Here is a 23,487-nt window from a genome sequence, read left to right as displayed (position 1 = left end):
GACCGCTCAGCCGGTGGCGACGCTGTGCACCGGGATCCAGCAGCGGATGATGTCGCGCACCGAGACGATGCCGACGGGGCCCCGGTCGTCGAGGACGACGAGGTGGCGGAAGCCGCCGTGCGTCATGGCCTCGGCCGCCTCCGCCAGGGTCCAGGCGGGCGCGGCGAAGACCACGTCACGGGTGGTGTGGGAACCCGCGGTCTCCCGGTCGGGGTCCTGGTCCCGGGCCAGGGAGTTGAGGATGTCGCGCTCGGTGAGGATGCCGAGGCCGCCGGCGTCGGTGTCGAGGACGATCGCCGCGCCGACGCGGCGGGCCGACATCAGTCGCGCTGCCTGTCGGAGGGTGTGGGCGGGGCCGATGGTGAGTACCACGGTGCTCATGGCGTCACGGACGAGCATGGACGGAGCCACCTCCTTGGTGTGACCCCCCGAACGAGAAAGAATTCACAAGTTCACAAGTGGGGGGACTCTCAGAGTTGCACCGGGGAGGTGGCTCGACAAGGGGGCGCGCGAAGCGCCCCCGGGGAGCGCCGGCGGCGCTCAGCCCTGCGCGCCCTCCTGGTTCAGGTAGCTCAGCAGCTCGCCGTGGAGCAGGCCGTTCGAGGCCGCCGCGTTCCCGCTGTGCGGCCCGTGCCGGCCGTCCAGGCCCGTGTACGTGCCGCCGGCCTCCTGGACCACGATCGCGACCGCGGCCATGTCCCACAGCGACAGCTCCGGCTCCGCGCAGATGTCCACGGAGCCCTCCGCGACCATCATGTACGGCCAGAAGTCGCCGTACGCCCGGGTCCGCCAGCACGCGCGCGTGAGGTCGAGGAAGCCGTCGAGGCGCCCCTGCTCCTCCCAGCCGCTCAGCGAGGAGTACGCGAAGGAGGCGTCCGACAGGGACGCGACCTTCGAGACGCTCAGCCGGGTCGCCGAGGCCAGGCTGCGGCCCGTGTACGCGCCGAGCCCCTTCGCCGCCCACCAGCGCCGGCCGAGCGCCGGGGCGGACACCACGCCCACCACCGGCTGGAACCCGGTCTCCCCGGCCTCCATCAGCGCGATCAGGGTCGCCCAGACCGGTACCCCGCGCACGTAGTTCTTCGTGCCGTCGATCGGGTCGATCACCCAGCGGCGCGGGCCCGAGCCCTCCACGCCGTACTCCTCGCCGAGGATCGCGTCGCGCGGCCTGGCGCGCTGAAGCTGTCCGCGGATCAGCTCCTCCGCCGCCTTGTCGGCCTCGCTCACCGGAGTCATGTCCGGCTTCGTCTCGACCCGGAGGTCGAGCGCCTGGAAACGGTCCATGGTGGCCGCATCGGCGGCATCCGCGAGGACGTGGGCGAGACGCAGATCATCGTGGTAATCGGCCATGGTCGGCACTCTATCCCCGACGCGCGGACACCCGGCGAACCGTCCACCGCGGCCCCTTGACAGAGGGTGCGCGCCTGCCGACGCTGTGCGGAGAACCGTTCCCTCCGGAGGTGAGGATGGCGAGCGCCCGCGAGGCACTGCTCGACGCCGCGCTCGCCGCGCTCGCGCACCGCCCCTGGTCCGCCGTACGGATGGCCGACCTCGCCACCGCCGCCCGGGTCTCCCGGCAGACCCTCTACAACGAGTTCGGCAGCAAGGAGGGGCTCGCGCGCGCTCTCGTGCGCAGGGAGGCCGACGCCTACCTCCAGGGCGTCCGGGACCTGCTCGCCGTCCCCGCCCCGCCCGAGCGGAACCTCGTCGCCGTCGCCGAGTGGATCGTCACCCGCGCCGCCGTCCGCCCGGTACTCCGGGCCCTGCTCACCGGCGCCTGGAACGAGCGGCTGCCCCAGCCCCGGCCGGCCCGGCCCGGCGCCCGCCCCGCCCCCGTCCCCGCCCAGCGGCGCGCCGACGCCGGACCGCCCGCGCCCGGTGAGCTGGTGGCGGAGACCGCGGCCTGCGCGGGGGAGGAGTGGGCGGCCGGCTGCGAACTCGCCGTACGGATCGCCCTCAGCCACGTCGTCGCACCGGTCCTGCCGGTGACCCCTCAGTGCGCGGACCCGGAGAGCTGGAGTCCGATGACCCCCACGATGACCAGGGTGATCGAGACGATCTTGAGCGTGGAGACCACGTCGCCGAGGAAGACCATCCCGTAGATCGCGGTCCCGGCCGCGCCGATCCCGGTCCACACCGCGTACGCCGGACCCACGTCGAGTTTCCGCAGCGCCAGCGTGAGGAGGCCGAAGCTGCCCAGGGCGAAGGAGGCGAAGGCGATCGTCGGCCACAGCCGGGTGAAGCCGTGCGAGAGCTTCAGACAGACCGCGAAGCCCGTCTCCAGGAACCCCGCGACCACCACCAGCAGCCACGCCATCGTCAGTGCCTCCCACGCCGTCGGTGACTGCTCCGTCGCACTTGGTGCGATTATGCACTTACCGGCAGAGACCGGGCGTAAACGCCGGAGGCTCAGTCGCCCTCGCGTCGCTCCCGGGTGGCGAGCAGCCGCCGCAGCGAGACCAGCCGCGCCGGATCGGCGTGCCCCTCCGCCACCCAGGCGTCGAGCCCGCAGTCCGGCTCGTCGTGGCTGCACGCGCGCGGGCAGTTCTCCGTGCCCGGCTCCAGGTCGGGGAAGGCGTGGATGACCCGGGACGGGTCGACGTGGTGCAGACCGAAGGAGCGCACGCCCGGGGTGTCGATGACCCAGCCGCCCTCCTTGTCGTTCAGCGGCAGCGCGAGCGCCGAGGTGGTGGTGTGCCGGCCGCGGCCCGTGACCGCGTTCACCACGCCCGTGGTGCGCCGCCGGTCCGGCGGGACCAGCGCGTTCACCAGGGTCGTCTTGCCGACGCCGGAGTGGCCGACGAACGCTGTGGTGCGGCCCTTGAGGTGCTCGTGGACCCGCTCGGCGGCGACCCCGTCGACGAACTCCTCGCGGGTGGTCACCACATGGGGCACGCCCAGCGCGCCGTACATCTCCAGGAGCGCGTCCGGCGGGGCCAGGTCCGACTTGGTCAGGACGAGCAGCGGGGAGAGCCCGCCGTCGTACGCCGCCACCAGACAGCGGTCGATCAGCCGGGGACGCGGCTCCGGGTCGGCGAGCGCGGTGACGATCGCCAGCTGGTCGGCGTTGGCGACGACCACCCGCTCGTACGGGTCGTCGTCGTCGGCGGTGCGCCGGAGCACCGAGCTGCGCTCGGCGATCCGGACGATCCGGGCCAGCGTGTCCTTCTCGCCGGAGAGGTCGCCGACCAGGGAGACCCGGTCGCCGACGACGGCGGCCTTGCGGCCCAGCTCGCGCGCCTTCATCGCCGTCACGGTCCGGTCGTCCACCAGACAGGTGAGCCGACCGCGGTCGACGGTGAGGACCATGCCCTCGACGGCGTCCTCGTGCTTCGGACGGATGCTGGTGCGGGGACGGGTGCCCTTGCGGTTGGGCCGCTGGCGGATGTCGTCCTCGTCGGTGTGCTTGCCGTAGCGCCGCATGGTTCAGACCCCGAGCATTTCGGTCCACATCGTCGGGAAGTCCGGCAAGGTCTTCGCCGTCGTCGCCACGTCCTCGATCTCCACGCCCTCGACCGCGAGGCCGATGATCGCGCCCGCCGTCGCCATGCGGTGGTCGTGGTACGTGTGGAAGACACCGCCGTGCAGCGGACGCGGGCGGATGTGGAGGCCGTCCTCGGTCTCCGTCACGTCGCCGCCGAGCCCGTTGATCTCCTTGGTGAGCGCCGCGAGCCGGTCCGTCTCGTGCAGCCGCAGATGGGCCACCCCGCGCAGCGTCGACGGGGAGTCGGCCAGCGCCGCGACCGCCGCGATGCCGGGGGTCAGCTCGCCGACCTCGCCGAGGTCCACGTCGATGCCGTGGATCCGGCCCGTGCCGGTGAAGGTCAGGCCCGCGTCGGTGAGCTCGCAGGAACCACCCATCTCGGTGAAGATCCGGCGCAGCTCGTCGCCCGGCTGGGTGGTCCGCTCCGGCCAGTCGGGGATCGTCACCCGGCCGCCGGTCACCAGGGCCGCCGCCAGGAACGGCTGCGCGTTCGACAGGTCGGGCTCGACGACGAGGTCCCGGCCGCGCAGGCCGGTGGGCGTCACCCGCCACACGTTCGGGGCGCCGCCGTGCTCCGGCTCGTCGACCTGGGCGCCGACCGCCCGCAGCATGTCGACCGTCATCCGGATGTGCGGGAGCGAGGGGAGCCTGCTGCCGACGTGCCGCACCTCGACGCCCTGGTTGAAGCGGGGCGCGGAGAGCAGCAGGGCGCTGACGAACTGGGAGGACGAGGAGGCGTCGATCTCGACGGTGCCGCCGTCCAGGCCGCCGGCGCCGTGCACGGTCATCGGGAGCGCGCCCCGGCGGTCGTCGTCGATCCGGGCGCCGAGCGCGCGCAGCGCGTCGATCACGCCGTGCAGCGGGCGCTCGTGGGAGCGGGGGTCGCCGTCGAAGCGCACCGGTCCGTCGGCGAGGGTCGCGACCGGCGGCAGGAAGCGCATGACCGTGCCGGCGTTGCCGACGTCGACGGTCGCGGGGCCGCGCAGCGGGGAGGGGATGATCCGCCAGGCCTCGCCCGAGCCGTCGGGGCCCACCCCCTCCTCGATCTTCACGCCGAGGGTGCGGAGCGCCTCGGCCATCAGGAGGGTGTCGCGGGAGCGCAGCGGGCGGCGCAGCCAGCCCGGCTCGGCGGCGAGCGCGGCGAGGACCAGGGCGCGGTTGGTGACCGACTTCGATCCGGGCACGGTGACGGTCGCGTCGACGGCGCCGCGGGCGTACGGGGCGGGCCAGAGGTCGGTGGGCGGGTCGGTGTGCGCGGAAGCTGCTGCGGTCATGGACTCACTGTACGGGGGAGTCAGAAGCCCAGGAGCCAGCGCCCGCCGCCGATCAGGGCGGACAGGGCGACCGTGTGGAAGAAGAACAGCCACACGCCCGCGGGCACATGGGTGAGCCGCGACAGCTGGTCCGCGTCCGAGTCGGGGGCGCCGCCGCGGCGCCGCCTCGCCTGGAGCTCGAAGGCCGGGCGGACACCGCCGAGCAGCAGGAACCAGACCGCCGCGTACGCGAAGACCGACTGGACGTCGGGCCCGGTCAGCCAGGAGACGAGGAGGAAGGCGGCGGCCGTCAGGAGGACGGTGAGGACCCCGTACGCGTTGCGGACCATCACCAGCAGCGCGAGCAGCAGCGCGGTCGCGATCCACAGCAGCAGGGTGACGTGGCCGGTGCCGAGCAGGGCGGCGCCGCCGAGCCCGAGCAGCGGGGCCGCCGGATAGCCGGCGGCCAGGGTGAGGACGACGCCGAGGCCGGTCGGGCGGCCGCGGGAGACGGTCAGCCCGCTGGTGTCCGAGTGCAGCCGGATCGACTGCAGGCGGCGGCGCATGGCGAGGGCGACGAGCCCGTGGCCGCCCTCGTGGGCGATGGTGATCGCGTTGCGGGCCAGGAGCCAGGGACGGCGGAAGACGACCAGGCTCAGGGCGCAGGCGGCGGTGACGCCGACGACCCACGTGTCGGGAGCGGGTTGGGTGCCGAGGATCTCGGTCATTTGGCGGACGGCTCCTCGCTCGTGGTCGGGAACGTGGCAGTGTGGCACGTATGTGCGGACGTTATGCATCGAGCCGGCGGCCCGAGGAACTCGTCGACCTCTTCGGGGTCGAGAAGTGGGAGCCGGAGGAGACCCTGGCCCCCGACTGGAACGTGGCCCCCACCAAAGAGGTCTGGGCCGTTCTGGAGCGTCCTGTGAAGGACGCCGGATCCCCGCGCCCGGTTCGCCAGCTGCGCGCGCTGAAATGGGGGCTCGTGCCGTCCTGGGCGAAGTCGCCGGACGGCGCCGCCCGGATGATCAACGCGCGCGCGGAGACCGTGGACGAGAAGCCCTCCTTCAAGCGCGCCTTCCGGTCCCGCCGGTGCATCCTGCCCGCCGACGGCTACTACGAGTGGGTGACCGGGACCGCCGAGCGCGAGCTGGAGGTCGAGGGCAGGAAGAAGCGGCCCCGGAAGCAGCCGTACTTCGTGACCCCGGCGGACGGCTCCGTCTTCGCGATGGCCGGGCTCTACGAGTTCTGGCGGGACCGCACCCTGCCCGACGGACACCCCTCCGCGTGGTGGGTGACCTGCTCGGTGATCACCACCGAGGCCGAGACCGGACCGCTGGGCGTCGCCCCCGCCGAGGGCCCGCGCTCGCTCCACGACATCCACCCCCGGATGCCGCTGATGCTGACGGAGGACCGCTGGGACGCCTGGCTCGACCCGGCGCGCACCGACCCCGACGAGCTCCACGGCCTCCTCGCCCCGCCGCCGGAGGGCCTGATGCGGGCCTACCCCGTCGCGACCGCCGTCAGCAACGTCCGCAACAACGGCCCCGAGCTCCTGGAGGAGCTGTCCGGTCCGGAAGTCGGCACGCTGTTCTGACGCGCGAGCCGGACCGGACGGCAGGATGGGGACGTGACACAGTACGAGACCGTCCCCACCGACGCCGGTGAGGCACGCATCACGTGGTACGCCGGGACGGAGCCCCGGGCCGTCCTCGCCCTCGGGCACGGCGCCGGCGGCGGCGTCGAGGCCCGCGACCTCCAGGCGCTCGCCGGGGCGCTGCCCGCGCACGGCGTGACCGTCGCCCTCGTCGAGCAGCCCTGGCGGGTCGCCGGCAAGAAGGTCGCGCCCGCGCCCAAGACCCTCGACACCGGCTGGCGCGGCCTCTGGCCGTCCCTCGCGAAGCCCGGCCTCCCCGTCGTCGCGGGCGGCCGCAGCGCCGGCGCCCGGGTCGCCTGCCGGACCGGACGGGAGCTCGGCGCTCTCGCCGTCCTCGCCCTGAGCTTCCCGCTGCACCCGCCGGGCAGGCCCGAGAGGTCCCGCGCCGAGGAGCTCCTCTCCACCGGCCTGCCCACCCTCGTCGTCCAGGGCGGCAACGACCCCTTCGGGCGGCCCGAGGAGTACCCGGAAGGTCCGTACGAACTCGTGGAGGTGCCGTACGGGGACCACGGCTTCGCCGTCCCCAAGCGCGCGCCGCTGAGTCAGGAGGAGGCGCTCGCCGCTCTCGTGGACGGCGTCACGGCGTGGATCACCGTCCTCGGCTGACTCCTCCGGCGCGCCGGGAATGTTGAGCGGGGGACCACTGTTGTGGAGAGCGTCGGTGTGAGAGCAAGGAAGAGGGAGTCCGTCGCATGGGTTCGACCATCTGCCCGGAGCGTGCGAAGGCCGCTGACCTCGACTGGACAGTGCTGCCCGCGCCCCGGTCCGCCCCGATTCGGGCGGCGGTCGGAGCGGTTCCTCGTCTATCCTCCGAAACGAGCGGGTCCGCCCTCGGGCTCGCCGCCGCGCTGGAGGAGGTGGGTCCGGTCACTGGGACCGACACAGGGACCGACGACGGCCCCGAGGAGACGACCGAGGAGCGCAACGCGCGCTTCGAGCGGGACGCCCTCGGCTACCTCGACCAGATGTACTCGGCCGCGCTGCGCATGACGCGCAACCCCGCGGACGCGGAGGACCTGGTGCAGGAGACCTACGCCAAGGCGTACGGGTCGTTCCACCAGTTCCGCGAGGGCACGAACCTCAAGGCCTGGCTGTACCGCATCCTCACGAACACCTTCATCAACTCGTACCGCAAGAAGCAGCGCGAGCCCCAGCGCAGCGCCGCCGAGGAGATCGAGGACTGGCAGCTCGCCCGCGCCGAGTCGCACATGTCGACCGGTCTGCGCTCCGCCGAGTCCCAGGCGCTCGACCACCTCCCCGACTCCGACGTGAAGGAAGCGCTCCAGGCGATTCCCGAGGAGTTCCGCATCGCCGTCTATCTCGCCGATGTCGAGGGCTTTGCGTACAAGGAGATCGCGGACATCATGGGGACACCCATCGGTACGGTGATGTCCCGACTGCACCGGGGCCGCCGCCAGCTGCGCGGCATGCTCGAGGACTACGCTCGCGACCGCGGGCTGGTACCCGCGGGCGCCGGAGAGTCGTCGAACGATCTGAAAGGCTCGGGCTCATGAGCTGCGGAGAGCCGCACGAGACGGATTGCTCAGAGGTCCTGGATCATCTCTACGAGTTCCTCGACCATGAGATGCCCGACAGCGACTGCACCAAGTTCGAGGTGCACTTCGAGGAGTGCTCCCCGTGCCTGGAGAAGTACGGCCTGGAGCAGGCGGTGAAGAAGCTCGTCAAGCGCTGCTGCGGCAGTGACGACGTCCCCACCGACCTGCGCGCCAAGGTCATGGGCCGGATCGACCTGATCCGCGCCGGACACCTGGTGCCCGAGCAGGACGTCACGGCGAGCGCCCCCACCACACCGGCGCCGCAGGAGTAGCACCCCTCCCGTACCGGGAACCGAGGCCGTCGCGCACCGCTCGCGGCGGCCTCACGCATATGTCAGCTTGTATCACCCGATGGTGCGAATCACTCAGGCCGCGCCGTCGCCGCCCGCCCGACTCGCTAGCGTGACGGGCGTGATGGGCGTGAAGGTCATTCCGCGAGCGGCCCGCGTGTACATCGGCTGCGCCCTGCTCGGCGCAGGGGCCTGCGTCCTGCCCGCGCTGCGCTCCGGCGCGGCCGTCCCCTGGGGCACGGTCGCGCTCCTCGCCGCCCTCTACGCGCTCTGCGAACCCCCCGCCCGCTGCCGGCTCATCGGCCGCGCGCTCGGCCGCTCCCTCCCGGCGGGCACCGGCTCCTTCTTCCCCGTCCTCCTCGCCGCCGCGCTGCTCCTGCCGCCCGCCGCCGCCGCGCTCACCGCGATCCCCGGCAGCCTCCTCGCCCACGTCGAGGAACCCCCCGCCGCCCCCCGCCGCGCCTGGCGGGCCGCCGCCGCGGCCCTCGCCGTCTGGGCCGCCGCCCTGACCGCCGGCGCCCTCGGCGGCCCCGCCGCCCTCGGCCGGGGCCCGGACGCCCCCGACCTGCCGTACGCACTGCTGCCCGCCGGCGCCGCCGCCCTCGCCTTCTGCCTGGTGCTCACCGCCCTCGACGGCGGCATCCGCGCCACCGTCGGCGGGCTCCCGCCCCGGGCCGCCTGGCGCGGCCTCCTCGGCCGGACCCTCGCCCCGCACACCGTCCACGGCCTCGCCGGACTGATGATGGCCGTCCTCTGGCGCAGCACGTACGGTCCCGTCGCGGCGCTCTTCGTGCTCCTCCCCATGTACATCTCCTGCTGGGTCTTCGCCCAGTACCACCGCGAGCGCGCCGCCCACCAGGCCACCATCCGCGCCCTCGTCCAGGCCGTCGACATCAAGGACCGCTACACCCGGGGCCACAGCGAACGCGTCGGCCAGGCCTCCGTCCTGATCGCCCGTGAGCTCGGCATGGCCGAGGACCGCCTCGACGTCGTCCGCTTCGCCGGAATCCTGCACGACGTGGGCAAACTCGGCGTGCCCACCCGGGTGCTCACCAAGGACGGGCCCCTCACCCCCGAGGAGCGCCGGGTCATCGAACTCCACCCCGAGTACGGCCACGAGATGGTCCGCGGCATCGGCTTCCTCGGCGAGGCGCGGGCCGCCATCCTCCACCACCACGAACGCATGGACGGCAGCGGCTACCCGTACGGGCTCCACGGGGAGCAGATCCCCGAGTTCGCCCGGGTCGTGGCCGTCGCCGACGCCTTCGACGCCATGACCTCCACCCGCTGCTACAGCAGGGCCCGCCCGGTGCCCACCGCCCTCGCCGAACTGGAGCGCTGCGCCGGCACCCAGTTCGACCCCCGGATGGTCACCGCCCTCGTCCGGGCCCTGGACCGGCACGGCTGGCAACCCGTCGTCACGGCCGACGAAGGCGCCTCCCCGCAGCCCGAGCACGTCCCGCCGCCGCGCGGACCCCTCCCCGCACCGGCCTCCAAGGAACCCGCGTGAGACCCGGGGCGCTCACCGTCGGCGCCGTGCACGGCGCCGCGCTCCTCCTCGGCCTCGCCGGCTTCGGCAGCACCCTCTGGTACGGCCTCGACGAACCCGGCAACGCCCTCGCCTTCGGCACCCTCGTCGCCCTCGGCGAACTCGCCCGCTGGGACGCCGCACCCGGAGAACGCGAGCCCGCCCCCCTGGCCGCAGCCGGCGCCCTCGCGTACGCCCTGCTCGGGACCAGCGCCGGCACCGCCACCACCCACGGCGTCCCGCAGACCGTCGCCGTCGTCGTCGCCGCGGGCCTCGCCGGGATCGTCCCGCACATCGCCCGCGGCCGGGGCCCCGGACTCGACCACCTCGCCCGCCGCGTCCTCACCGTCGGCTTCGCCGCGCTCTGCTTCCAGCCCCTCTACAACGCGGGCCTCGTCACCGAGCACCTCGGCCAGGGCCCCGCGTACGCCCTCTTCCTGGGCCTCCTGCTCGTCCTGACCGCGCTGTGCGACGCCGTGCTCGGCGCCCTGCTGCTCCGCGCCCGCACCGGCTTCCCGTACGGCTCCCTCCTGCGCGACGAACTCCGCGCCTTCCTCGGCATCGGCTCCGCCGTCTGCGCCACCGGCACCGTCATGGCGCTCGGCGTCGCCGCCGCCGGACTCTGGGCGCTGCCCGTGCTCGCCGTCCCCCTCCTGCTCACCCAGGTCTCCTTCCGGCGGTACGCGGCCGTGCGGACCGTCAACCGGCAGACCATCGCCTCCCTCGCCCGCGCCACCGAGATCGCCGGCTGCACCCCGCCCGGGCACGCCCACCGGGTCGCCGCCCTCAGCGCCGCCGTCGGACGCGAGCTGGGCCTGTCCGGGCCCGAGCTGGCCGTCCTGGAGCACGCGGCGCTCATGCACGACATCGGCCAGCTCTCCCTCGTGGACCCCGTCGCGGGCGGCGCCACCGCCCTCCTCCCGGCCGAGGAGCAGCGCAGGATCGCCCTCCTGGGCGGCGAGGTCGTCCGCAGGACCGGCGTCCCCGAGGCCGTCGCCGTCGTCGTGGAGCGGCAGGCCGACCCGTACCGCGAGCAGCCGCTTCCCGCCCGGATCGTCCGGGCCGTGAACGCCTACGACGACCTCGCGGGCGCCGGAACGGGCGAGGGCGCGGGCGCCGCGCTCGGGGCCCTGGAGCGGCTCAGGCTCGGCACCGCCCGCGACTATCACCCGGATGTCGTCGAATGCCTGGCCAGGGTCCTGGGGCGGGGCGGAGCCACTGGGGTGACCTCCGCGGTCCCTGGGTAACCCATGGGTAATGAGCGCGCGTCCGACCGGGCATGGTTGGATGCGAACAAGAGGGTGAAGCGACCGGCAGGCGGGAATCGTGAAGATCTTCGGGAAGGTACGGCATCGGCCCTCCGCCTCGTGGCGGCAGGCCACCGACCGCGCGTTCACGCTGATCGGCGACGGCCGGTACGAGGACGCGGGCGCATTGCTGACGCGGGCGGCGGATCTGGAGCCCTGGCTCTCGGAGTCCTGGTTCAACCTCGCGCTGCTGCACAAGTTCCGGCACGACTGGGAGCAGGCCCGGGCCGCCGGGCTGCGCGCGGTCGCGCTGCTCGACAAGGAGAGCGGGGCCCCCGACTGGTGGAACGTCGGCATCGCCGCCACCGCGCTCCAGGACTGGCCGCTGGCCCGTCGGGCCTGGCAGGCCTACGGCCTCAAGGTGCCGGGCGCCGCCGCGGGCACCGGCGAGCCCGCCGGCATGGAGCTGGGCAGCGCCGCCGTCCGGCTCTCGCCCGAGGGCGAGGCCGAGGTCGTGTGGGGCCGCCGGCTCGACCCCGCCCGGATCGAGGTCCTCTCCATCCCGCTGCCCTCCTCCGGCCGCCGCTGGGGCGAGGTCGTCCTCCACGACGGCGTGCCGAACGGCGAGCGGACCACCACCGCGGGCCCCTCCTACCCCGTCTTCGACGAGATCGAGCTGTGGGCGCCCTCGCCCGTCCCCACCTGGGTGGTGCTCCTGGAGGCGGCCACCGAGGCCGACCGGGACGCCCTGGAACAGCTCGCCGCCGAGGCCGGTTTCGCCGCCGAGGACTGGTCGTCCTCCGTGCGGCTGCTCTGCCGTGCCTGCTCGGAGTCGACCATGCCGAGCGCCGAGGGCGAGGGCGAGCACTCCGACCCGCACGACCACAGCGAGCCGGGCCACCCGGGCCCGCTCGGCCACCGCTCGCCCGGCGAGCTGTGGGTGCCCGAGCGCGAGTGCGGCATCGCGGCCCCGGCGGGCCTGGTGCGGGGCCTCCTCGACGGCTGGGTCGCGGACAGCCCGGACTCCCGCGAGTGGCGGGATCTCGAGGAAGTCTGCTGACCGCTGCCCGTAGGCTGTACTCCGCACCTACCACGAGGTGTACCGGTTCGAGGAAGAAGGCATACGGCGGACATGTCGCAGCAGGGCACTGATCAGGAGCAGACGGGCGTGTACGCCGTGGACGACGAGGGCTTCATCGTCGACACCGAGGACACCGAGGAGCGCGAGACCGCCCACCGCGAGCGCGGCACCTCGCGCCCCATCACGGTCGTGGGCAACCCCGTCCTGCACCGGGAGTGCAAGGACGTCACCGACTTCGACGACGAGCTGGCGCAGCTCATCGACGACATGTTCGCCAGCCAGCGCACCGCCGAGGGCGTCGGCCTCGCCGCCAACCAGATCGGCGTCGACCTCAAGGTCTTCGTCTACGACTGCATGGACGACGAGGGCAAGCGCCACGTCGGCCACGTGGTCAACCCGGTCCTCGTCGACCTGCCGGCCGACCAGCGGCACCTCGACGACTCCAACGAGGGCTGCCTGTCGGTCCCGACGGCGTACGCCGAGCTGCCCCGCCCGGACTACGCCGAGGTCACCGGCCAGGACATGAAGGGCAACCCGATCAAGGTCCGCGGCACCGGCTACTTCGCCCGCTGCCTCCAGCACGAGACGGACCACCTGTACGGCTTCCTGTACATCGACAAGCTCTCCAAGCGCGACCGCAAGGACGCCCTCCGCCAGATGGAAGAGGGCACGCCGCGCTACCCGGTCGTCCCGAACGAGTGAGCCCACGGCGAAGGGCCCCGCACTCCAGGAGTGCGGGGCCCTTCGCCGTACCGGCTAGAAGTCCTCGTCGAGGTCCACCGAGCCCTCGACCGCCACCTGGTAGGCGGACGGGCGGCGCTCGAAGAAGTTGGTCAGCTCCTGGACGCCCTGGAGCTCCATGAACGCGAACGGGTTCTCCGAGCCGTACACCGGCGGGAAGCCGAGGCGCTGGAGGCGCTGGTCGGCGACGCACTGGAGGTACTCGCGCATCGACTCGGTGTTCATGCCCGGCAGGCCGTCGCCGCACAGGTCGCGGCCGAACTGCAGCTCCGCCTCGACGGCCTCCTTCAGCATGTCCGTGACCTGCTGCTGGAGGGCGTCGTCGAAGAGCTCCGGCTCCTCCTTGCGGACGGTGTCCACGACCTCGAAGGCGAAGTTCATGTGCATCGTCTCGTCCCGGAACACCCAGTTGGTGCCCGTCGCCAGGCCGTGCAGCAGGCCGCGGGAGCGGAACCAGTAGACGTACGCGAAGGCGCCGTAGAAGAACAGGCCCTCGATGCACGCCGCGAAGCAGATCAGGTTCAGCAGGAAGCGGCGGCGGTCCGCGGCCGTCTCCAGCTTCTCGATCTTCTCGACCGAGTCCATCCACTTGAAGCAGAACTGCGCCTTCTCGCGGATGGAGGGGATGTTCTCGACGGCGGCGAACGCGGCGGCGCGGTCGTCCGGGTCGGGCAGGTAGGTGTCCAGGAGCGTCAGGTAGAACTGGACGTGGACCGCTTCCTCGAAGAGCTGCCGCGACAGGTAGAGGCGCGCTTCCGGGGAGTTGATGTGCTTGTAGAGCGTCAGGACCAGGTTGTTCGCCACGATCGAGTCGCCCGTCGCGAAGAACGCGACCAGGCGGCCGATCATGTGCTGCTCACCGGGGGTGAGCTTGGCGAGGTCGGCGACGTCCGAGTGGAGGTCGACCTCCTCCACGGTCCAGGTGTTCTTGATGGCGTCCCGGTAGCGCTCGTAGAAGTCCGGGTAGCGCATCGGACGCAGGGTCAGTTCGAAGCCCGGGTCGAGCAGGTTCTTCTTCTCGGTGGAGCTCATTACTGGCAGGCCTCGCAGGACTCGGGGTTTTCCAGGGAGCAGGCGATCGCGTCCGCGTCGGGGGTCGCCTGCTGGACGGGGATCGGGGCGGCGGTCGTCGCGGCCTGGGCCGCGCGGGCGATCCGGGTCGCCGGGCGGGAGCGCAGGTAGTACGTCGTCTTCAGGCCCTGCTTCCAGGCGTACGCGTACATCGACGACAGCTTGCCGATCGTCGGCGTCTCCATGAACAGGTTCAGGGACTGGCTCTGGTCGAGGAAGGGGGTACGCGCCGCCGCCATGTCGATGAGGCCCCGCTGCGGGATCTCCCAGGCCGTGCGGTACAGCTCGCGCACCTCGGCCGGGACCCAGGTGAAGCCGGCCACCGAGCCGTTGGAGTCGCGCAGCGCCTCGCGGGTCTGCGCGTCCCACACGCCGAGCTTCTTCAGCTCGTCCACGAGGTACGAGTTGACCTGGAGGAACTCGCCGGACAGCGTCTCGCGCTTGAACAGGTTGGAGACCTGCGGCTCGATGCACTCGTAGACGCCGGCGATCGAGGCGATCGTCGCCGTCGGCGCGATGGCGAGCAGGAGGCTGTTGCGCATGCCCACGGCGGCGATCCGCTCGCGCAGGGCCGCCCAGCGCTCCGGCCAGTTGAGCTCCACGTCGTAGTGGTCGGGGTGCAGCACGCCCTGCGCGGTGCGGGTCTTGTCCCAGGCGGGGAGCGGGCCGCTGCGCTCGGCGAGGTCGGCGGACGCCTCGTACGCGGCGAGCATGATCCGCTCGGCGATCCGGGTGGACAGGGCGCGCGCCTCGGCGGAGTCGAACGGCAGCCTCAGCTGGAAGAAGACGTCCTGGAGACCCATGGCGCCGAGGCCGACCGGGCGCCACTTGGTGTTGGAGCGGCCCGCCTGCTCGGTCGGGTAGAAGTTGATGTCGACGACCCGGTCGAGGAAGGTGACGGCCGTGCGGACGGTCTCGTCAAGGCGCTCCCAGTCGATGTCCGAACCGGTGACGAAGGCGCCGAGGTTGACGGAGCCGAGGTTGCAGACCGCCGTCTCGCCGTCGTTCGTGACCTCGATGATCTCGGTGCAGAGGTTCGAGGAGTGGACGACGGTGCCGGGCTCGGCGGTCTGGTTCGCGGTCCGGTTGGAGGCGTCCTTGAAGGTCATCCAGCCGTTGCCGGTCTGGGCCAGGGTCCGCATCATCCGGCCGTACAGGTCGCGGGCCGGCATCGTCTTGCGGGCCAGGCCCGCCGCCTCGGCCTTGCGGTAGGCGGCGTCGAACTCCTCGCCGTACAGGTCGACGAGCTCGGGCACGTCCGACGGGGAGAACAGCGACCACTCGGCGTCGGCGTTGACCCGGCGCATGAACTCGTCCGGGATCCAGTGCGCCAGGTTCAGGTTGTGCGTACGGCGCTGGTCCTCGCCCGTGTTGTCGCGGAGCTCCAGGAACTCCTCGATGTCGGCGTGCCAGGTCTCCAGGTAGACCGCGGCGGCGCCCTTGCGGCGGCCGCCCTGGTTCACGGCGGCGACGGAGGCGTCGAGCGTCTTCAGGAACGGCACGATGCCGTTGGAGTGTCCGTTGGTGCCGCGGATCAGCGAACCGCGGGCACGGATGCGGGAGTACGAGAGGCCGATGCCGCCCGCGTGCTTCGAGAGGCGCGCGACCTGGTGGTAGCGGTCGTAGATGGAGTCCAGCTCGTCCTGCGGGGAGTCCAGCAGGTAGCAGGAGGACATCTGCGGGTGGCGGGTGCCGGAGTTGAAGAGCGTGGGGGAGGAGGGCAGGTAGTCCAGACGGCTCATCAGGCCGTACAGCGCGGCCACCTCGTCGAGGGCGCGGACGCTGTCGTCCTCGGCGAGGCCGCAGGCGACGCGCAGCATGAAGTGCTGCGGGGTCTCGATCACCTTGCGGGTGATCGGGTGGCGCAGCAGGTAGCGCGAGTAGAGGGTGCGCAGACCGAAGTAGCCGAAGCGGTCGTCGCCGGCCGCGTCGATCGTCGCGTCGAGCCGCGCGGCGTGCAGGGCGACGAAGTCGGCGGTGCGGTCGGCGATGAGGCCCTCGCGGTGACCGACGGCGACGGAGGCCGAGAAGGAGACGGCGCCCTGGCCCGCCGCCTCGTCTGCGATGGTGATCGTGAGGAGCCGGGCGGCGAGCCGGGAGTACGCCGGGTCCTCGGCGATCAGGCCGGCGGCCGCCTCGGTGGCCAGCTCGCGCAGCTCCGCCTCGTCCGACGTGGCGCTGCGGCCGCGGAGCGCGGCGGCGGCGACCTTGCCGGGGTCGGTGTCGGGGAGATCGGCGGTGAGGTCGGTCAGGGTCCGCAGCAGCACGGTCCCGGGTCCGTCGCTCTCGACCGCGGAAGCCTCGGCCGAAGCCGGATCGGCGGGCGCGATGGTCACGTGGGGGCTCTCCCTCGCTCGGCGGGGCGCGCGGGCGGGGAGGTGGGCAGGCGGGCACCCGTACGCGCGGGCGCGCCGCGTCCACCGGCCCACTCCGCGAGGCCCGGACGTCTGTGGCACCCGGAACGGACGGACCGGGCGCGCTGTCGGAAGGTCTTCGGACTCACCGCGTACGAAACCGCACGAAGCACACCGTTGCGGGACAGTTCCGGATTCGCGCCGGATTCCCCTGCGTCGACAGCGAGGATGAGCATACATGTGGGGGGCGCCGCTCGCGGCACCCCCCACATGTTGTGTCGGTCCCGGGGCTACAGCTCCAGGGCGTACGTCCTCAGCGAGTGGTCGGGGATCGGCTCCCAGTCCCGTTCGGGGGTGCGGACGAAGCCGAGCCGCTCGTAGATCCGGTGCGCCGAGACCATCTTGGCGTCCGTGGAGAGCGCGAGGCGCGCGCATCCGGGGAGGGCCCGCGCCCGGTCCACGCAGGCGCGTACGAGCGCCTCTCCGATGCCCCTGCCGCGGGCCGCCGGTGCGACCACGAGCATCCGGAACTCGGCCTCGCCGGCGACGGCGATGTCCGCCCAGGGGGTGCCGCCGGGGGCGAAGGTCACGCCGCCGACGATCCCGCCCTCCGCGTCGACGGCGACGAGCACCTCGCTCTCGCGGGCCCGCCGGGCCGTGTCGCGGAGCACGTCCAGGTAGAAGTCGTCCTCGCCGTGCAGCAGCAGACCGTCGTTCAGATAGGTCAGCCCGGTGAGGTCACCGAGCTCCTCGTGCTCCTCGGGCCGCACCGCCCTGATCATGATGTCCATGCGCCCCAGTCTGCCGCGCCCGCTCACACGCGAGGGGCCCGGGACCTCGTGGTGAGGTCCCGGGCCCCTGCGGGGAGTCGCCCGGTCAGTGCGTGGCGGCGCCGACCTTCGGGAGCTCGTGCACGCCCGCGTCGCCCGCGTCCGCCGTGTAGTCCTCCGGGGAGGTCTCGTCGACGCCCTCGGGGGCCTTGACGGCCTTGAGGACGAAGGTCAGGACGACCGTGACGACGACGTTGAGCACGAAGGCGGTGAGGCCGATGTAGCCGATCTCGCCGATGCCGGGGATCTCGGCGGCCGAGCCGCCGAAGTGCTTCTGGGTCGGGCTGGCGACGCCGTACGCGGCGGCCGTGCCGTAGATCATGCCGACGGCCCAGCCGGCGAGCAGCGCCCAGCGGTGGAACCAGCGGGTGAAGAGACCGCCGACGAGCGACGGGAAGGTCTGCAGGATCCAGATGCCGCCGAGCAGCTGGAAGTTGATGGCGACCGTCTTGTCCATGGTGAGGACGAAGACGAGCGCGCCGACCTTCACCAGGAGGGAGACCAGCTTGGAGACCTTGGTCTCCTGGGCCGGGGTGGCGTCCTTCCTGATGAAGTCCTTGTAGATGTTGCGGGTGAAGAGGTTGGCCGCGGCGATCGACATGATCGCGGCCGGGACGAGCGCGCCGATGCCGATCGCGGCGAACGCGACGCCCGCGAACCAGTCCGGGAACATGGTCTCGAAGAGCTGCGGGATGGCGAGCTGGCCGTTCTTGACCTTGATGCCGGCGGCGATCGCCATGAAGCCGAGCAGCGCGAGCAGGCCCAGCATCAGCGAGTACAGCGGCAGGATCGTGGTGTTGCGGCGGATGACCTCACGGCTCCGGGACGACAGCGTCGCCGTGATGGAGTGCGGGTACATGAAGAGCGCCAGTGCCGAGCCGAGCGCGAGCGTCGCGTACGTCCACTGGCCCGCCTCGCCGGGGGCCAGCGCGCCGCGCGGCTTGCCGGTCGCCGGGTTGGTCTGCGCGAAGGCCTCGCCGGCCTTGGCGAAGATCTCGTCGAAGCCGCCGAGCTTGATCGGGATGTAGATGATCGCCACCGCGATGACGATGTAGATCAGCGTGTCCTTGACGAAGGCGATGAGCGCGGGGGCGCGCAGGCCGGAGGAGTAGGTGTACGCGGCCAGCACGCCGAAGGCGATGAGCAGCGGCAGGTCCTTGACGAACCAGTGGGTGTTCTCGCCGCCGCCGACGCCCATCACGTCCAGGACGGCCTGGATGCCGACGAGCTGGAGCGCGATGTACGGCATGGTGGCGAGGATGCCGGTGACCGCCACCGCGAGCGACAGGCCCTTGGAACCGAAGCGGCCGCGCACGAAGTCGGAGGTGGTGACGTATCCGTGCTTGTGGGAGACCGACCAGAGGCGCGGCAGGAAGGTGAAGATCAGCGGGTAGACCAGGATGGTGTACGGGACGGCGAAGAAGCCGGCCGCGCCCGCCGCGTAGATGGCCGCGGGGACGGCGACGAAGGTGTACGCCGTGTAGAGGTCGCCGCCGAGCAGGAACCAGGTGACCCAGGTGCCGAACGACCGGCCGCCCAGGCCCCATTCGTCGAGGCTGTGCTCGTTCTCGGCCCTGCGCCAGCGCGAGGCCAGGAAGCCCATGACCGTGACGGCCAGGAAGAAGAAGACGAAGACGCCGAGCGCCACGCCGTTCACGCCGTCCTTCATCGCGCGTCACCTCCCTTGCGGGCGCGCTGGTCCAGCTGCCACAGCTTGTAAGCGATCATGGTGAGGGCCGTGGAGACCAGCACCCAGAGCATCTGGTACCAGTAGAAGAACGGGATGCCGGCGAAGAGCGGTTCGACCTTCGCGTAGGAGCTCACCCAGAGCATCGCCACGAACGGGGCGAACAGGCAGAGCGCGATCACCACCCGCAGGGGAGTGATGGCCGGTTGTTTCCCTTGTGTCACATCTGGCGCCTCTGACATGGCGATTCCCGTCCCCTCGCTGATCACCTCGGTAATGCTGGGGAAATCTAGGGGACTGCTTCCGTGGTGGGAACCCCTGTCCGCATAACGGAAGCGCTTCAACGCCGAACGGCCGCACCCCCCGCCGGGGTGCGGCCGTTCGTGTCGTACGGAGGCTCAGCCGTTCGTGTCGTACGGGAGCTCAGCCGTTGGGGCGCTGGAGGCGCGCCACGAACTTGTACCGGTCGCCGCGGTAGACGGACCGCACCCACTCCACCGGCTCGCCCTGGGCGTCCAGCGAGTGGCGGGAGAGCATCAGCATCGGCAGGCCCACGTCCGTGCCGAGCAGCCCGGCCTCGCGCGGGGTGGCGAGGGAGGTCTCGATGGTCTCCTCGGCCTCGGCGAGGTGCACGTCGTAGACCTCGGCGAGCGCCGTGTAGAGCGAGGTGTACTTCACCAGCGAGCGGCGCAGCGCGGGGAAGCGCTTCGCCGACAGGTGGGTGGTCTCGATCGCCATCGGCTCGCCGCTCGCGAGGCGCAGGCGTTCGATGCGGAGCACCCGGCCGCCGGCCGAGATGTCGAGCAGTCCGGCGAGGGTGTCGTCGGCCGTGACGTATCCGATGTCGAGGAGCTGCGAGGTGGGCTCCAGGCCCTGGGCCCGCATGTCCTCCGTGTAGGAGGTGAGTTGTAGGGCCTGCGAGACCTTGGGCTTGGCCACGAAGGTGCCCTTGCCCTGGATGCGCTCGAGGCGGCCCTCGACGACCAGTTCCTGGAGCGCCTGGCGCACGGTGGTGCGCGAGGTGTCGAACTCGGCGGCGAGCGTCCGCTCCGGCGGGACCGGCGTGCCGGGCGGCAGGGTCTCCGTCATCTCGAGCAGGTGCCGCTTCAGCCGGTAGTACTTGGGCACGCGCGCGGTGCGGGTCGGTGCCCCGCTCTCTGTCTCCGTACTGCCCGCGTCCGTGGCCATGGCCTGCCTTCCCGAGTCCTGTGCTGCTGCCGTCACCGGCTCCTCCGTCTGTCGCGGCTCACATGGTGGCACGGACCGGTCACGGGTCGTCGCCCTCCCTCAGGTGTCGGTCCGATAACGGACGCGACTGCCCTTCTTATACACCCTTGACACCCCTAAAGGTCTAGGCCAAGCTCCGGGTACTGGTCTAAACCATTAAAGACCAGGTCCCAGCCCCACGAGCATTACCTGACGTATGTCTTCGCGCGGTGGGCAGGGGTTGCAGGCATCCCTGAGGAGGGTGGCGTGAAGCGCAAGCTCATCGCGGCGATCGGCGTCGCGGGCATGATGGTCTCCATCGCTGCGTGTGGTTCGGACAGCGACAGCGGCAAGGACGGCGGCAAGGGGACGGCCGGCGGCGACAAGACCCTGACCGTCTGGGTGATGGACGGGTCCGCGCCGGACGCCTGGATGGCCGAGGTGAACAAGGCCTTCGAGGCCAAGCACCCGGGCGTCAAGGTCAAGGTCGAGAAGCAGATCTGGAACGGCATCCAGGAGAAGGTCACCACCGCCCTCTCCGAGGACACCCCGCCGGACGTGCTGGAGCTCGGCAACACGCAGACCGCCGGCTACGCGGTCACCGGCGGCCTCGCCGACCTCTCCGGCGACAAGGCCAAGCTCGGCTACGACGCCTGGAACAAGGGCATGGTCGCCTCCAACGAGCTGGACGGCAAGCTCTACTCCGCCCCCTGGTACGCCGCCAACCGCGTCGTCGTCTACGACAAGGCCGCCTTCAAGAAGGCCGGCGTCACCCCGCCGAAGACCCGCGCCGAGTGGATCGAGGGCCTGAAGAAGCTCAAGGCGTCCGACCCCAAGTCGCAGGCCATCTACCTGCCGGGTCAGTCCTGGTACGTCCTCGCCGGCCTCATCTGGGACGAGGGCAGCGACCTGGCGGTCAAGGACGGCGACAAGTGGAAGGGCAACCTGTCCTCCCCCGAGGCCGTCGCCGCGATGAACTTCTACAAGGAGCTGGCGTCCTACTCGACCGCTCCGAAGGACAAGGACGAGGCGACCCCGCAGCAGTCCACCGACATCGTCCCCAAGGGCGGCGTGGCGTCCTGGATCGGCCTCGGCTGGGAGGCCGGCGGCGCGATCGACGCCATGAAGAAGGCCGGCAAGACCGCCGACTTCGGCTACTTCCCGATCCCGGGCAAGACCGCCGACAAGCCGGGCTCCGTCTTCCTCGGCGGCTCCAACCTCGCCGTCGCCGAGCGCTCCCGGAACAAGGAGCTCGCGAAGGAGTGGCTGGCCCTCGCCGCCGGCAAGGAGTTCATGACGAAGTACGCCGCCGCCACCGAGGGCGCGCTGCTCCCGAACACCGACTCCGCGCAGTTCAAGCCCGCCCCGGGCTCCTTCGCCGAGGCCATGGCCGCCTCGTCCGTCTCCGGCAAGGTCACCCCGGTCACCCCGGGCTGGGCGAACGTCGAGACCGCCCCGAACCCGATCAAGGACTACATGACCAAGGTCCTGAAGGGCGAGGACGCCAAGAAGGCCGGCGAGGCGGCCGACAAGGTCATCGACGAGCGCATCAACCAGCAGTAATCCACAGCCCCGGTGGTGCGGCCGGTTCGCACCGGCCGCACCACCGGGGTGTCGCAGCGATGCAGTGATCAGCGGCCCGCTCCCCCGGGCCGCGCCCCGGTGGGCGCGGGAGCCCCAGAACCGCGAGGAATGAGACCATGACCGTGGACTCCCAGGGGACGGCGACCGCCGGTCCCCAGGACGCGCCCGGAAGGGCGACAGGGAAGTATCGGACTCCGCCGTCCTCTTCGGGCCCGAAGGAAGTCCTTCAGCCTCCACGCGGCAGGCGCTCCCTGCCCGGCGGGGTGCTGCCCTACCTGCTCGTCGCGCCGGCCCTGCTGTCCATGGCGGTGCTGCTGCTCTACCCGCTGATCCGCAACGTGATCCTCTCCTTCCAGCAGCTCAACCGGAAGGAGTTCATCACCCGCGAGACGGTCTGGACGGGCTTCGACAACTACACCGAGCTCCTCGGTGACGCGGACTTCTGGACCGTCGTCGTCCGCAGCGTCGTCTTCACGGCCGTCAACGTCGCCCTCATCATGGCGATCGGCACGGGCATCGGCCTGCTGCTCAACCGCCTCGGCAAGAAGATGCGACTGGTCCTCTCGCTGGCCCTGATGTTCGCCTGGGCCATGCCGATCGTCGCCTCCGTCACGGTCTTCCGCTGGCTCTTCGACGAGCAGTTCGGCGTCGTGAACTGGCTGATGCGCACGCTGGGCTTCTCCGGCTACGACCAGCACAACTGGTTCGAGACCGGCTTCTCCACCCTGGTCATCGTCCTGATCCTGCTCGTCTGGGGCTCCGTCCCGTTCGTCGCCCTCAACATGTACGCCGGCCTGACCACCATCGGCACCGAGCTGTACGAGGCCGCGAAGATGGACGGCGCGAGCGGCTGGCGGACCTTCTGGGCCGTGGTCTTCCCGAACCTCCGGTCCTTCTTCATGATCACGACGTTCCTGGAGATCATCTGGATCTTCAAGGCGTTCGCGCAGGTCTACGCCATGAACCTGGGCGGTCCCGACCGAGGTTCCGAGACGCTCCCGGTCTTCGCCTACATCGAGGGCGTCGGCCAGTTCCACTACGGCGTCGCCGCCGCCATCTCCATCCTGACGATCGTGATGCTCATCGCGGTCATGTCCTTCTACTTCCGCCTGATCCTGAAGGAGGAGGAGCTGTGAGCGCCGCCACCACCCCGACTCCGCAGAAGCTGCGCACCAGGAAGCCCCTCACGGTCGGTGCGGTCGCCAAGAACCTCGGCGCCCTCGTGATCGCGGTCGTCTTCGTCTTCCCGGTCTACTGGATGTTCTCGTCCTCGCTGAAGCCGCAGCACGAGATCATGACCAAGGACCCGGTCTTCGTCTTCGCGCCCACGTTCGAGAACTACGGGACCGCGACCGGCGTCGACCTCTTCTGGACGTACGTCACCAACAGCCTCACGGTCACCATCGGTGCCGTACTGCTCGCCCTGGTCGTCGCCCTGGCCGCGAGCTTCGCGATCGCCCGCCTCAGGTTCAAGGGGCGCAAGGGCATCGTCCTCGTCGTGATGATGGCGCAGATGGCCCCCTGGGAGGTCATGGTCATCGCGATGTACATGATCTCCCGTGAGAACGACCTGCTGAACAGCATCCCGATGCTCACGCTCATCTACTTCGTCATGGTCCTCCCCTTCACGATCTGGACCCTGCGCGGCTTCATCGCCGCCGTCCCGGTCGAACTGGAGGAGGCCGCGCAGATCGACGGCTGCACCCGCGGCCAGGCCTTCCGCAAGGTGATCTTCCCGCTGCTCGCGCCCGGCCTGATGTCGACCTCGCTCTTCGGCTTCATCACCGCCTGGAACGAGTTCGCCATGATCCTGATGCTGAACAAGGAGAAGGAGTCGCAGACCCTGACGCTCTGGCTGACCCAGTTCCAGACCGCGTTCGGCAGCGACTGGGGCGCCACCATGGCCGCCTCCACGCTCTTC

24 protein-coding genes and 1 riboswitch are annotated in these 23,487 nt (G+C 71.5%); of the genes, 12 read left to right on the top strand and 12 right to left on the bottom strand.

Annotation, left to right across the window (positions count from 1 at the left end; translation table 11 throughout):
- Positions 1 to 6: 6 nt before the first annotated feature.
- Together K7G60_RS26115 and hisN are read right to left on the bottom strand one after the other, a co-directional pair.
- The gene (locus K7G60_RS26115) at positions 7 to 399 is read right to left on the bottom strand and encodes a cyclic nucleotide-binding/CBS domain-containing protein (RefSeq protein ID WP_225803390.1); all 393 of its coding nucleotides are present in this window, start codon (positions 397 to 399) and stop codon (positions 7 to 9) included.
- A 141-nt stretch (positions 400 to 540) separates the two neighbouring features.
- Positions 541 to 1,350: a histidinol-phosphatase gene (gene hisN / locus K7G60_RS26110; protein ID WP_225803389.1), complete on the bottom strand. Its 810-nt coding sequence runs from the start codon at positions 1,348 to 1,350 to the stop codon at positions 541 to 543.
- A 116-nt stretch (positions 1,351 to 1,466) separates the two neighbouring features.
- On the opposite strand from hisN, the gene K7G60_RS26105 reads away from it, so the two are divergent.
- Positions 1,467 to 2,102, top strand: coding sequence for a TetR/AcrR family transcriptional regulator (locus K7G60_RS26105; protein WP_225803416.1), 636 nt, complete (start codon positions 1,467 to 1,469; stop codon positions 2,100 to 2,102).
- On the opposite strand, the gene K7G60_RS26100 is transcribed toward K7G60_RS26105, so the two are convergent.
- The 4 genes from K7G60_RS26100 to K7G60_RS26085 form a co-directional block, all read right to left on the bottom strand.
- Entirely contained in the window at positions 1,994 to 2,317 is a 324-nt protein-coding gene (locus tag K7G60_RS26100; protein WP_125658544.1) for a multidrug efflux SMR transporter, read from the bottom strand. The genes K7G60_RS26105 and K7G60_RS26100 overlap by 109 nt on opposite strands.
- Positions 2,318 to 2,409: 92 nt before the next feature.
- Positions 2,410 to 3,423 carry a ribosome small subunit-dependent GTPase A gene (gene rsgA / locus K7G60_RS26095; protein ID WP_225803388.1) on the bottom strand — a complete coding sequence of 338 codons (1,014 nt, stop codon included), beginning with the start codon at positions 3,421 to 3,423 and terminating at the stop codon, positions 2,410 to 2,412.
- 3 nt (positions 3,424 to 3,426) lie between these two features.
- A complete protein-coding gene (gene aroA / locus K7G60_RS26090) occupies positions 3,427 to 4,758 on the bottom strand; it encodes a 3-phosphoshikimate 1-carboxyvinyltransferase (RefSeq protein ID WP_225803387.1) in 1,332 nt (443 codons plus the stop codon).
- Between the two features lie 20 nt (positions 4,759 to 4,778).
- A complete protein-coding gene (locus tag K7G60_RS26085; RefSeq protein WP_225803386.1) occupies positions 4,779 to 5,465 on the bottom strand; it encodes a M50 family metallopeptidase in 687 nt (228 codons plus the stop codon).
- Positions 5,466 to 5,515: 50 nt separating this feature from the next.
- Here K7G60_RS26085 and K7G60_RS26080 point away from each other — a divergent pair, with 50 nt between their 5' ends.
- The 8 genes from K7G60_RS26080 (at position 5,516) to def (ending at position 12,795) form a co-directional block, all read left to right on the top strand.
- Entirely contained in the window at positions 5,516 to 6,331 is an 816-nt protein-coding gene (locus K7G60_RS26080) for an SOS response-associated peptidase (protein ID WP_225803385.1), read from the top strand.
- Positions 6,332 to 6,364: 33 nt separating this feature from the next.
- Entirely contained in the window at positions 6,365 to 6,997 is a 633-nt protein-coding gene (locus K7G60_RS26075) for an alpha/beta family hydrolase (protein WP_225803384.1), read from the top strand.
- A gap of 251 nt (positions 6,998 to 7,248) precedes the next feature.
- A complete protein-coding gene (locus K7G60_RS26070) occupies positions 7,249 to 7,905 on the top strand; it encodes a sigma-70 family RNA polymerase sigma factor (protein ID WP_030207302.1) in 657 nt (218 codons plus the stop codon).
- The gene (gene rsrA, locus K7G60_RS26065; protein ID WP_225803383.1) at positions 7,902 to 8,219 is read left to right on the top strand and encodes a mycothiol system anti-sigma-R factor; all 318 of its coding nucleotides are present in this window, start codon (positions 7,902 to 7,904) and stop codon (positions 8,217 to 8,219) included. Before K7G60_RS26070 ends, rsrA begins: the two co-directional genes overlap by 4 nt.
- Positions 8,220 to 8,367: 148 nt before the next feature.
- A complete protein-coding gene (locus tag K7G60_RS26060; protein ID WP_374115687.1) occupies positions 8,368 to 9,747 on the top strand; it encodes an HD-GYP domain-containing protein in 1,380 nt (459 codons plus the stop codon).
- Positions 9,744 to 11,012: an HD domain-containing protein gene (locus K7G60_RS26055; RefSeq protein WP_225803382.1), complete on the top strand. Its 1,269-nt coding sequence runs from the start codon at positions 9,744 to 9,746 to the stop codon at positions 11,010 to 11,012. The genes K7G60_RS26060 and K7G60_RS26055 overlap by 4 nt, the downstream gene beginning before the upstream one ends.
- 79 nt (positions 11,013 to 11,091) lie before the next feature.
- Positions 11,092 to 12,072 carry a hypothetical protein gene (locus K7G60_RS26050; RefSeq protein WP_055600922.1) on the top strand — a complete coding sequence of 327 codons (981 nt, stop codon included), beginning with the start codon at positions 11,092 to 11,094 and terminating at the stop codon, positions 12,070 to 12,072.
- 72 nt (positions 12,073 to 12,144) lie between these two features.
- Entirely contained in the window at positions 12,145 to 12,795 is a 651-nt protein-coding gene (def, locus tag K7G60_RS26045) for a peptide deformylase (RefSeq protein WP_225803381.1), read from the top strand.
- A gap of 54 nt (positions 12,796 to 12,849) precedes the next feature.
- Here def and K7G60_RS26040 read toward each other — a convergent pair whose 3' ends face one another.
- The 6 genes from K7G60_RS26040 to K7G60_RS26015 all read right to left on the bottom strand — a co-directional run bounded on the left by K7G60_RS26040 (position 12,850) and on the right by K7G60_RS26015 (position 19,964).
- Positions 12,850 to 13,866, bottom strand: coding sequence for a ribonucleotide-diphosphate reductase subunit beta (locus K7G60_RS26040; protein ID WP_225803380.1), 1,017 nt, complete (start codon positions 13,864 to 13,866; stop codon positions 12,850 to 12,852).
- Complete coding sequence (locus K7G60_RS26035; RefSeq protein ID WP_225803379.1) at positions 13,866 to 16,241, bottom strand: ribonucleoside-diphosphate reductase subunit alpha; 2,376 nt, start codon at positions 16,239 to 16,241, stop codon at positions 13,866 to 13,868. Before K7G60_RS26035 ends, K7G60_RS26040 begins: the two co-directional genes overlap by 1 nt.
- A gap of 152 nt (positions 16,242 to 16,393) precedes the next feature.
- Positions 16,394 to 16,470, bottom strand: a riboswitch (cobalamin riboswitch).
- A gap of 79 nt (positions 16,471 to 16,549) precedes the next feature.
- Positions 16,550 to 17,050: a GNAT family N-acetyltransferase gene (locus K7G60_RS26030; protein ID WP_225803378.1), complete on the bottom strand. Its 501-nt coding sequence runs from the start codon at positions 17,048 to 17,050 to the stop codon at positions 16,550 to 16,552.
- Between the two features lie 85 nt (positions 17,051 to 17,135).
- Positions 17,136 to 18,758, bottom strand: a complete 1,623-nt coding sequence (gene mctP / locus K7G60_RS26025; RefSeq protein WP_225803377.1) for a monocarboxylate uptake permease MctP — start codon at positions 18,756 to 18,758, stop codon at positions 17,136 to 17,138.
- The gene (locus K7G60_RS26020) at positions 18,755 to 19,018 is read right to left on the bottom strand and encodes a DUF3311 domain-containing protein (protein ID WP_225803376.1); all 264 of its coding nucleotides are present in this window, start codon (positions 19,016 to 19,018) and stop codon (positions 18,755 to 18,757) included. The genes mctP and K7G60_RS26020 overlap by 4 nt, the downstream gene beginning before the upstream one ends.
- Positions 19,019 to 19,199: 181 nt before the next feature.
- Positions 19,200 to 19,964, bottom strand: coding sequence for a GntR family transcriptional regulator (locus K7G60_RS26015; protein ID WP_225803414.1), 765 nt, complete (start codon positions 19,962 to 19,964; stop codon positions 19,200 to 19,202).
- A gap of 285 nt (positions 19,965 to 20,249) precedes the next feature.
- Here K7G60_RS26015 and K7G60_RS26010 point away from each other — a divergent pair, with 285 nt between their 5' ends.
- The 3 genes from K7G60_RS26010 to K7G60_RS26000 form a co-directional block, all read left to right on the top strand.
- Positions 20,250 to 21,545 (top strand): extracellular solute-binding protein, encoded by a 1,296-nt coding sequence (locus tag K7G60_RS26010; RefSeq protein WP_225803375.1) that lies wholly within the window; start codon positions 20,250 to 20,252, stop codon positions 21,543 to 21,545.
- 137 nt (positions 21,546 to 21,682) lie between these two features.
- Positions 21,683 to 22,702 carry a carbohydrate ABC transporter permease gene (locus tag K7G60_RS26005; protein ID WP_225803374.1) on the top strand — a complete coding sequence of 340 codons (1,020 nt, stop codon included), beginning with the start codon at positions 21,683 to 21,685 and terminating at the stop codon, positions 22,700 to 22,702.
- A partial coding sequence (locus tag K7G60_RS26000) for a carbohydrate ABC transporter permease (RefSeq protein WP_374115686.1) occupies positions 22,699 to 23,487 on the top strand: 789 nt, incomplete at its 3' end. The genes K7G60_RS26005 and K7G60_RS26000, both read left to right, overlap by 4 nt.

Source organism: Streptomyces sp. NK15101, assembly GCF_020400725.1.
Taxonomy (GTDB): domain Bacteria; phylum Actinomycetota; class Actinomycetes; order Streptomycetales; family Streptomycetaceae; genus Streptomyces.
Note: the sequence above shows the minus strand (reverse complement) of the source record. Positions and strands in the feature narration are given on the sequence as shown.

Bases quoted from the DNA above. Each gene is read 5' to 3' on its own strand.
- K7G60_RS26015 (WP_225803414.1), bottom strand. From the start codon at position 19,964: ATGGCCACGGACGCGGGCAGTACGGAGACAGAGAGCGGGGCACCGACC.
- hisN (WP_225803389.1), bottom strand. From the start codon at position 1,350: ATGGCCGATTACCACGATGATCTGCGTCTCGCCCACGTCCTCGCGGAT.
- K7G60_RS26005 (WP_225803374.1), top strand. From the start codon at position 21,683: ATGACCGTGGACTCCCAGGGGACGGCGACCGCCGGTCCCCAGGACGCG.
- K7G60_RS26040 (WP_225803380.1), bottom strand. From the start codon at position 13,866: ATGAGCTCCACCGAGAAGAAGAACCTGCTCGACCCGGGCTTCGAACTG.
- K7G60_RS26085 (WP_225803386.1), bottom strand. From the start codon at position 5,465: ATGACCGAGATCCTCGGCACCCAACCCGCTCCCGACACGTGGGTCGTC.
- K7G60_RS26030 (WP_225803378.1), bottom strand. From the start codon at position 17,050: ATGGACATCATGATCAGGGCGGTGCGGCCCGAGGAGCACGAGGAGCTC.
- K7G60_RS26080 (WP_225803385.1), top strand. From the start codon at position 5,516: ATGTGCGGACGTTATGCATCGAGCCGGCGGCCCGAGGAACTCGTCGAC.
- mctP (WP_225803377.1), bottom strand. From the start codon at position 18,758: ATGAAGGACGGCGTGAACGGCGTGGCGCTCGGCGTCTTCGTCTTCTTC.
- K7G60_RS26100 (WP_125658544.1), bottom strand. From the start codon at position 2,317: ATGGCGTGGCTGCTGGTGGTGGTCGCGGGGTTCCTGGAGACGGGCTTC.
- def (WP_225803381.1), top strand. From the start codon at position 12,145: ATGTCGCAGCAGGGCACTGATCAGGAGCAGACGGGCGTGTACGCCGTG.
- rsrA (WP_225803383.1), top strand. From the start codon at position 7,902: ATGAGCTGCGGAGAGCCGCACGAGACGGATTGCTCAGAGGTCCTGGAT.
- K7G60_RS26020 (WP_225803376.1), bottom strand. From the start codon at position 19,018: ATGTCAGAGGCGCCAGATGTGACACAAGGGAAACAACCGGCCATCACT.
- K7G60_RS26115 (WP_225803390.1), bottom strand. From the start codon at position 399: ATGCTCGTCCGTGACGCCATGAGCACCGTGGTACTCACCATCGGCCCC.
- K7G60_RS26105 (WP_225803416.1), top strand. From the start codon at position 1,467: ATGGCGAGCGCCCGCGAGGCACTGCTCGACGCCGCGCTCGCCGCGCTC.
- rsgA (WP_225803388.1), bottom strand. From the start codon at position 3,423: ATGCGGCGCTACGGCAAGCACACCGACGAGGACGACATCCGCCAGCGG.
- aroA (WP_225803387.1), bottom strand. From the start codon at position 4,758: ATGACCGCAGCAGCTTCCGCGCACACCGACCCGCCCACCGACCTCTGG.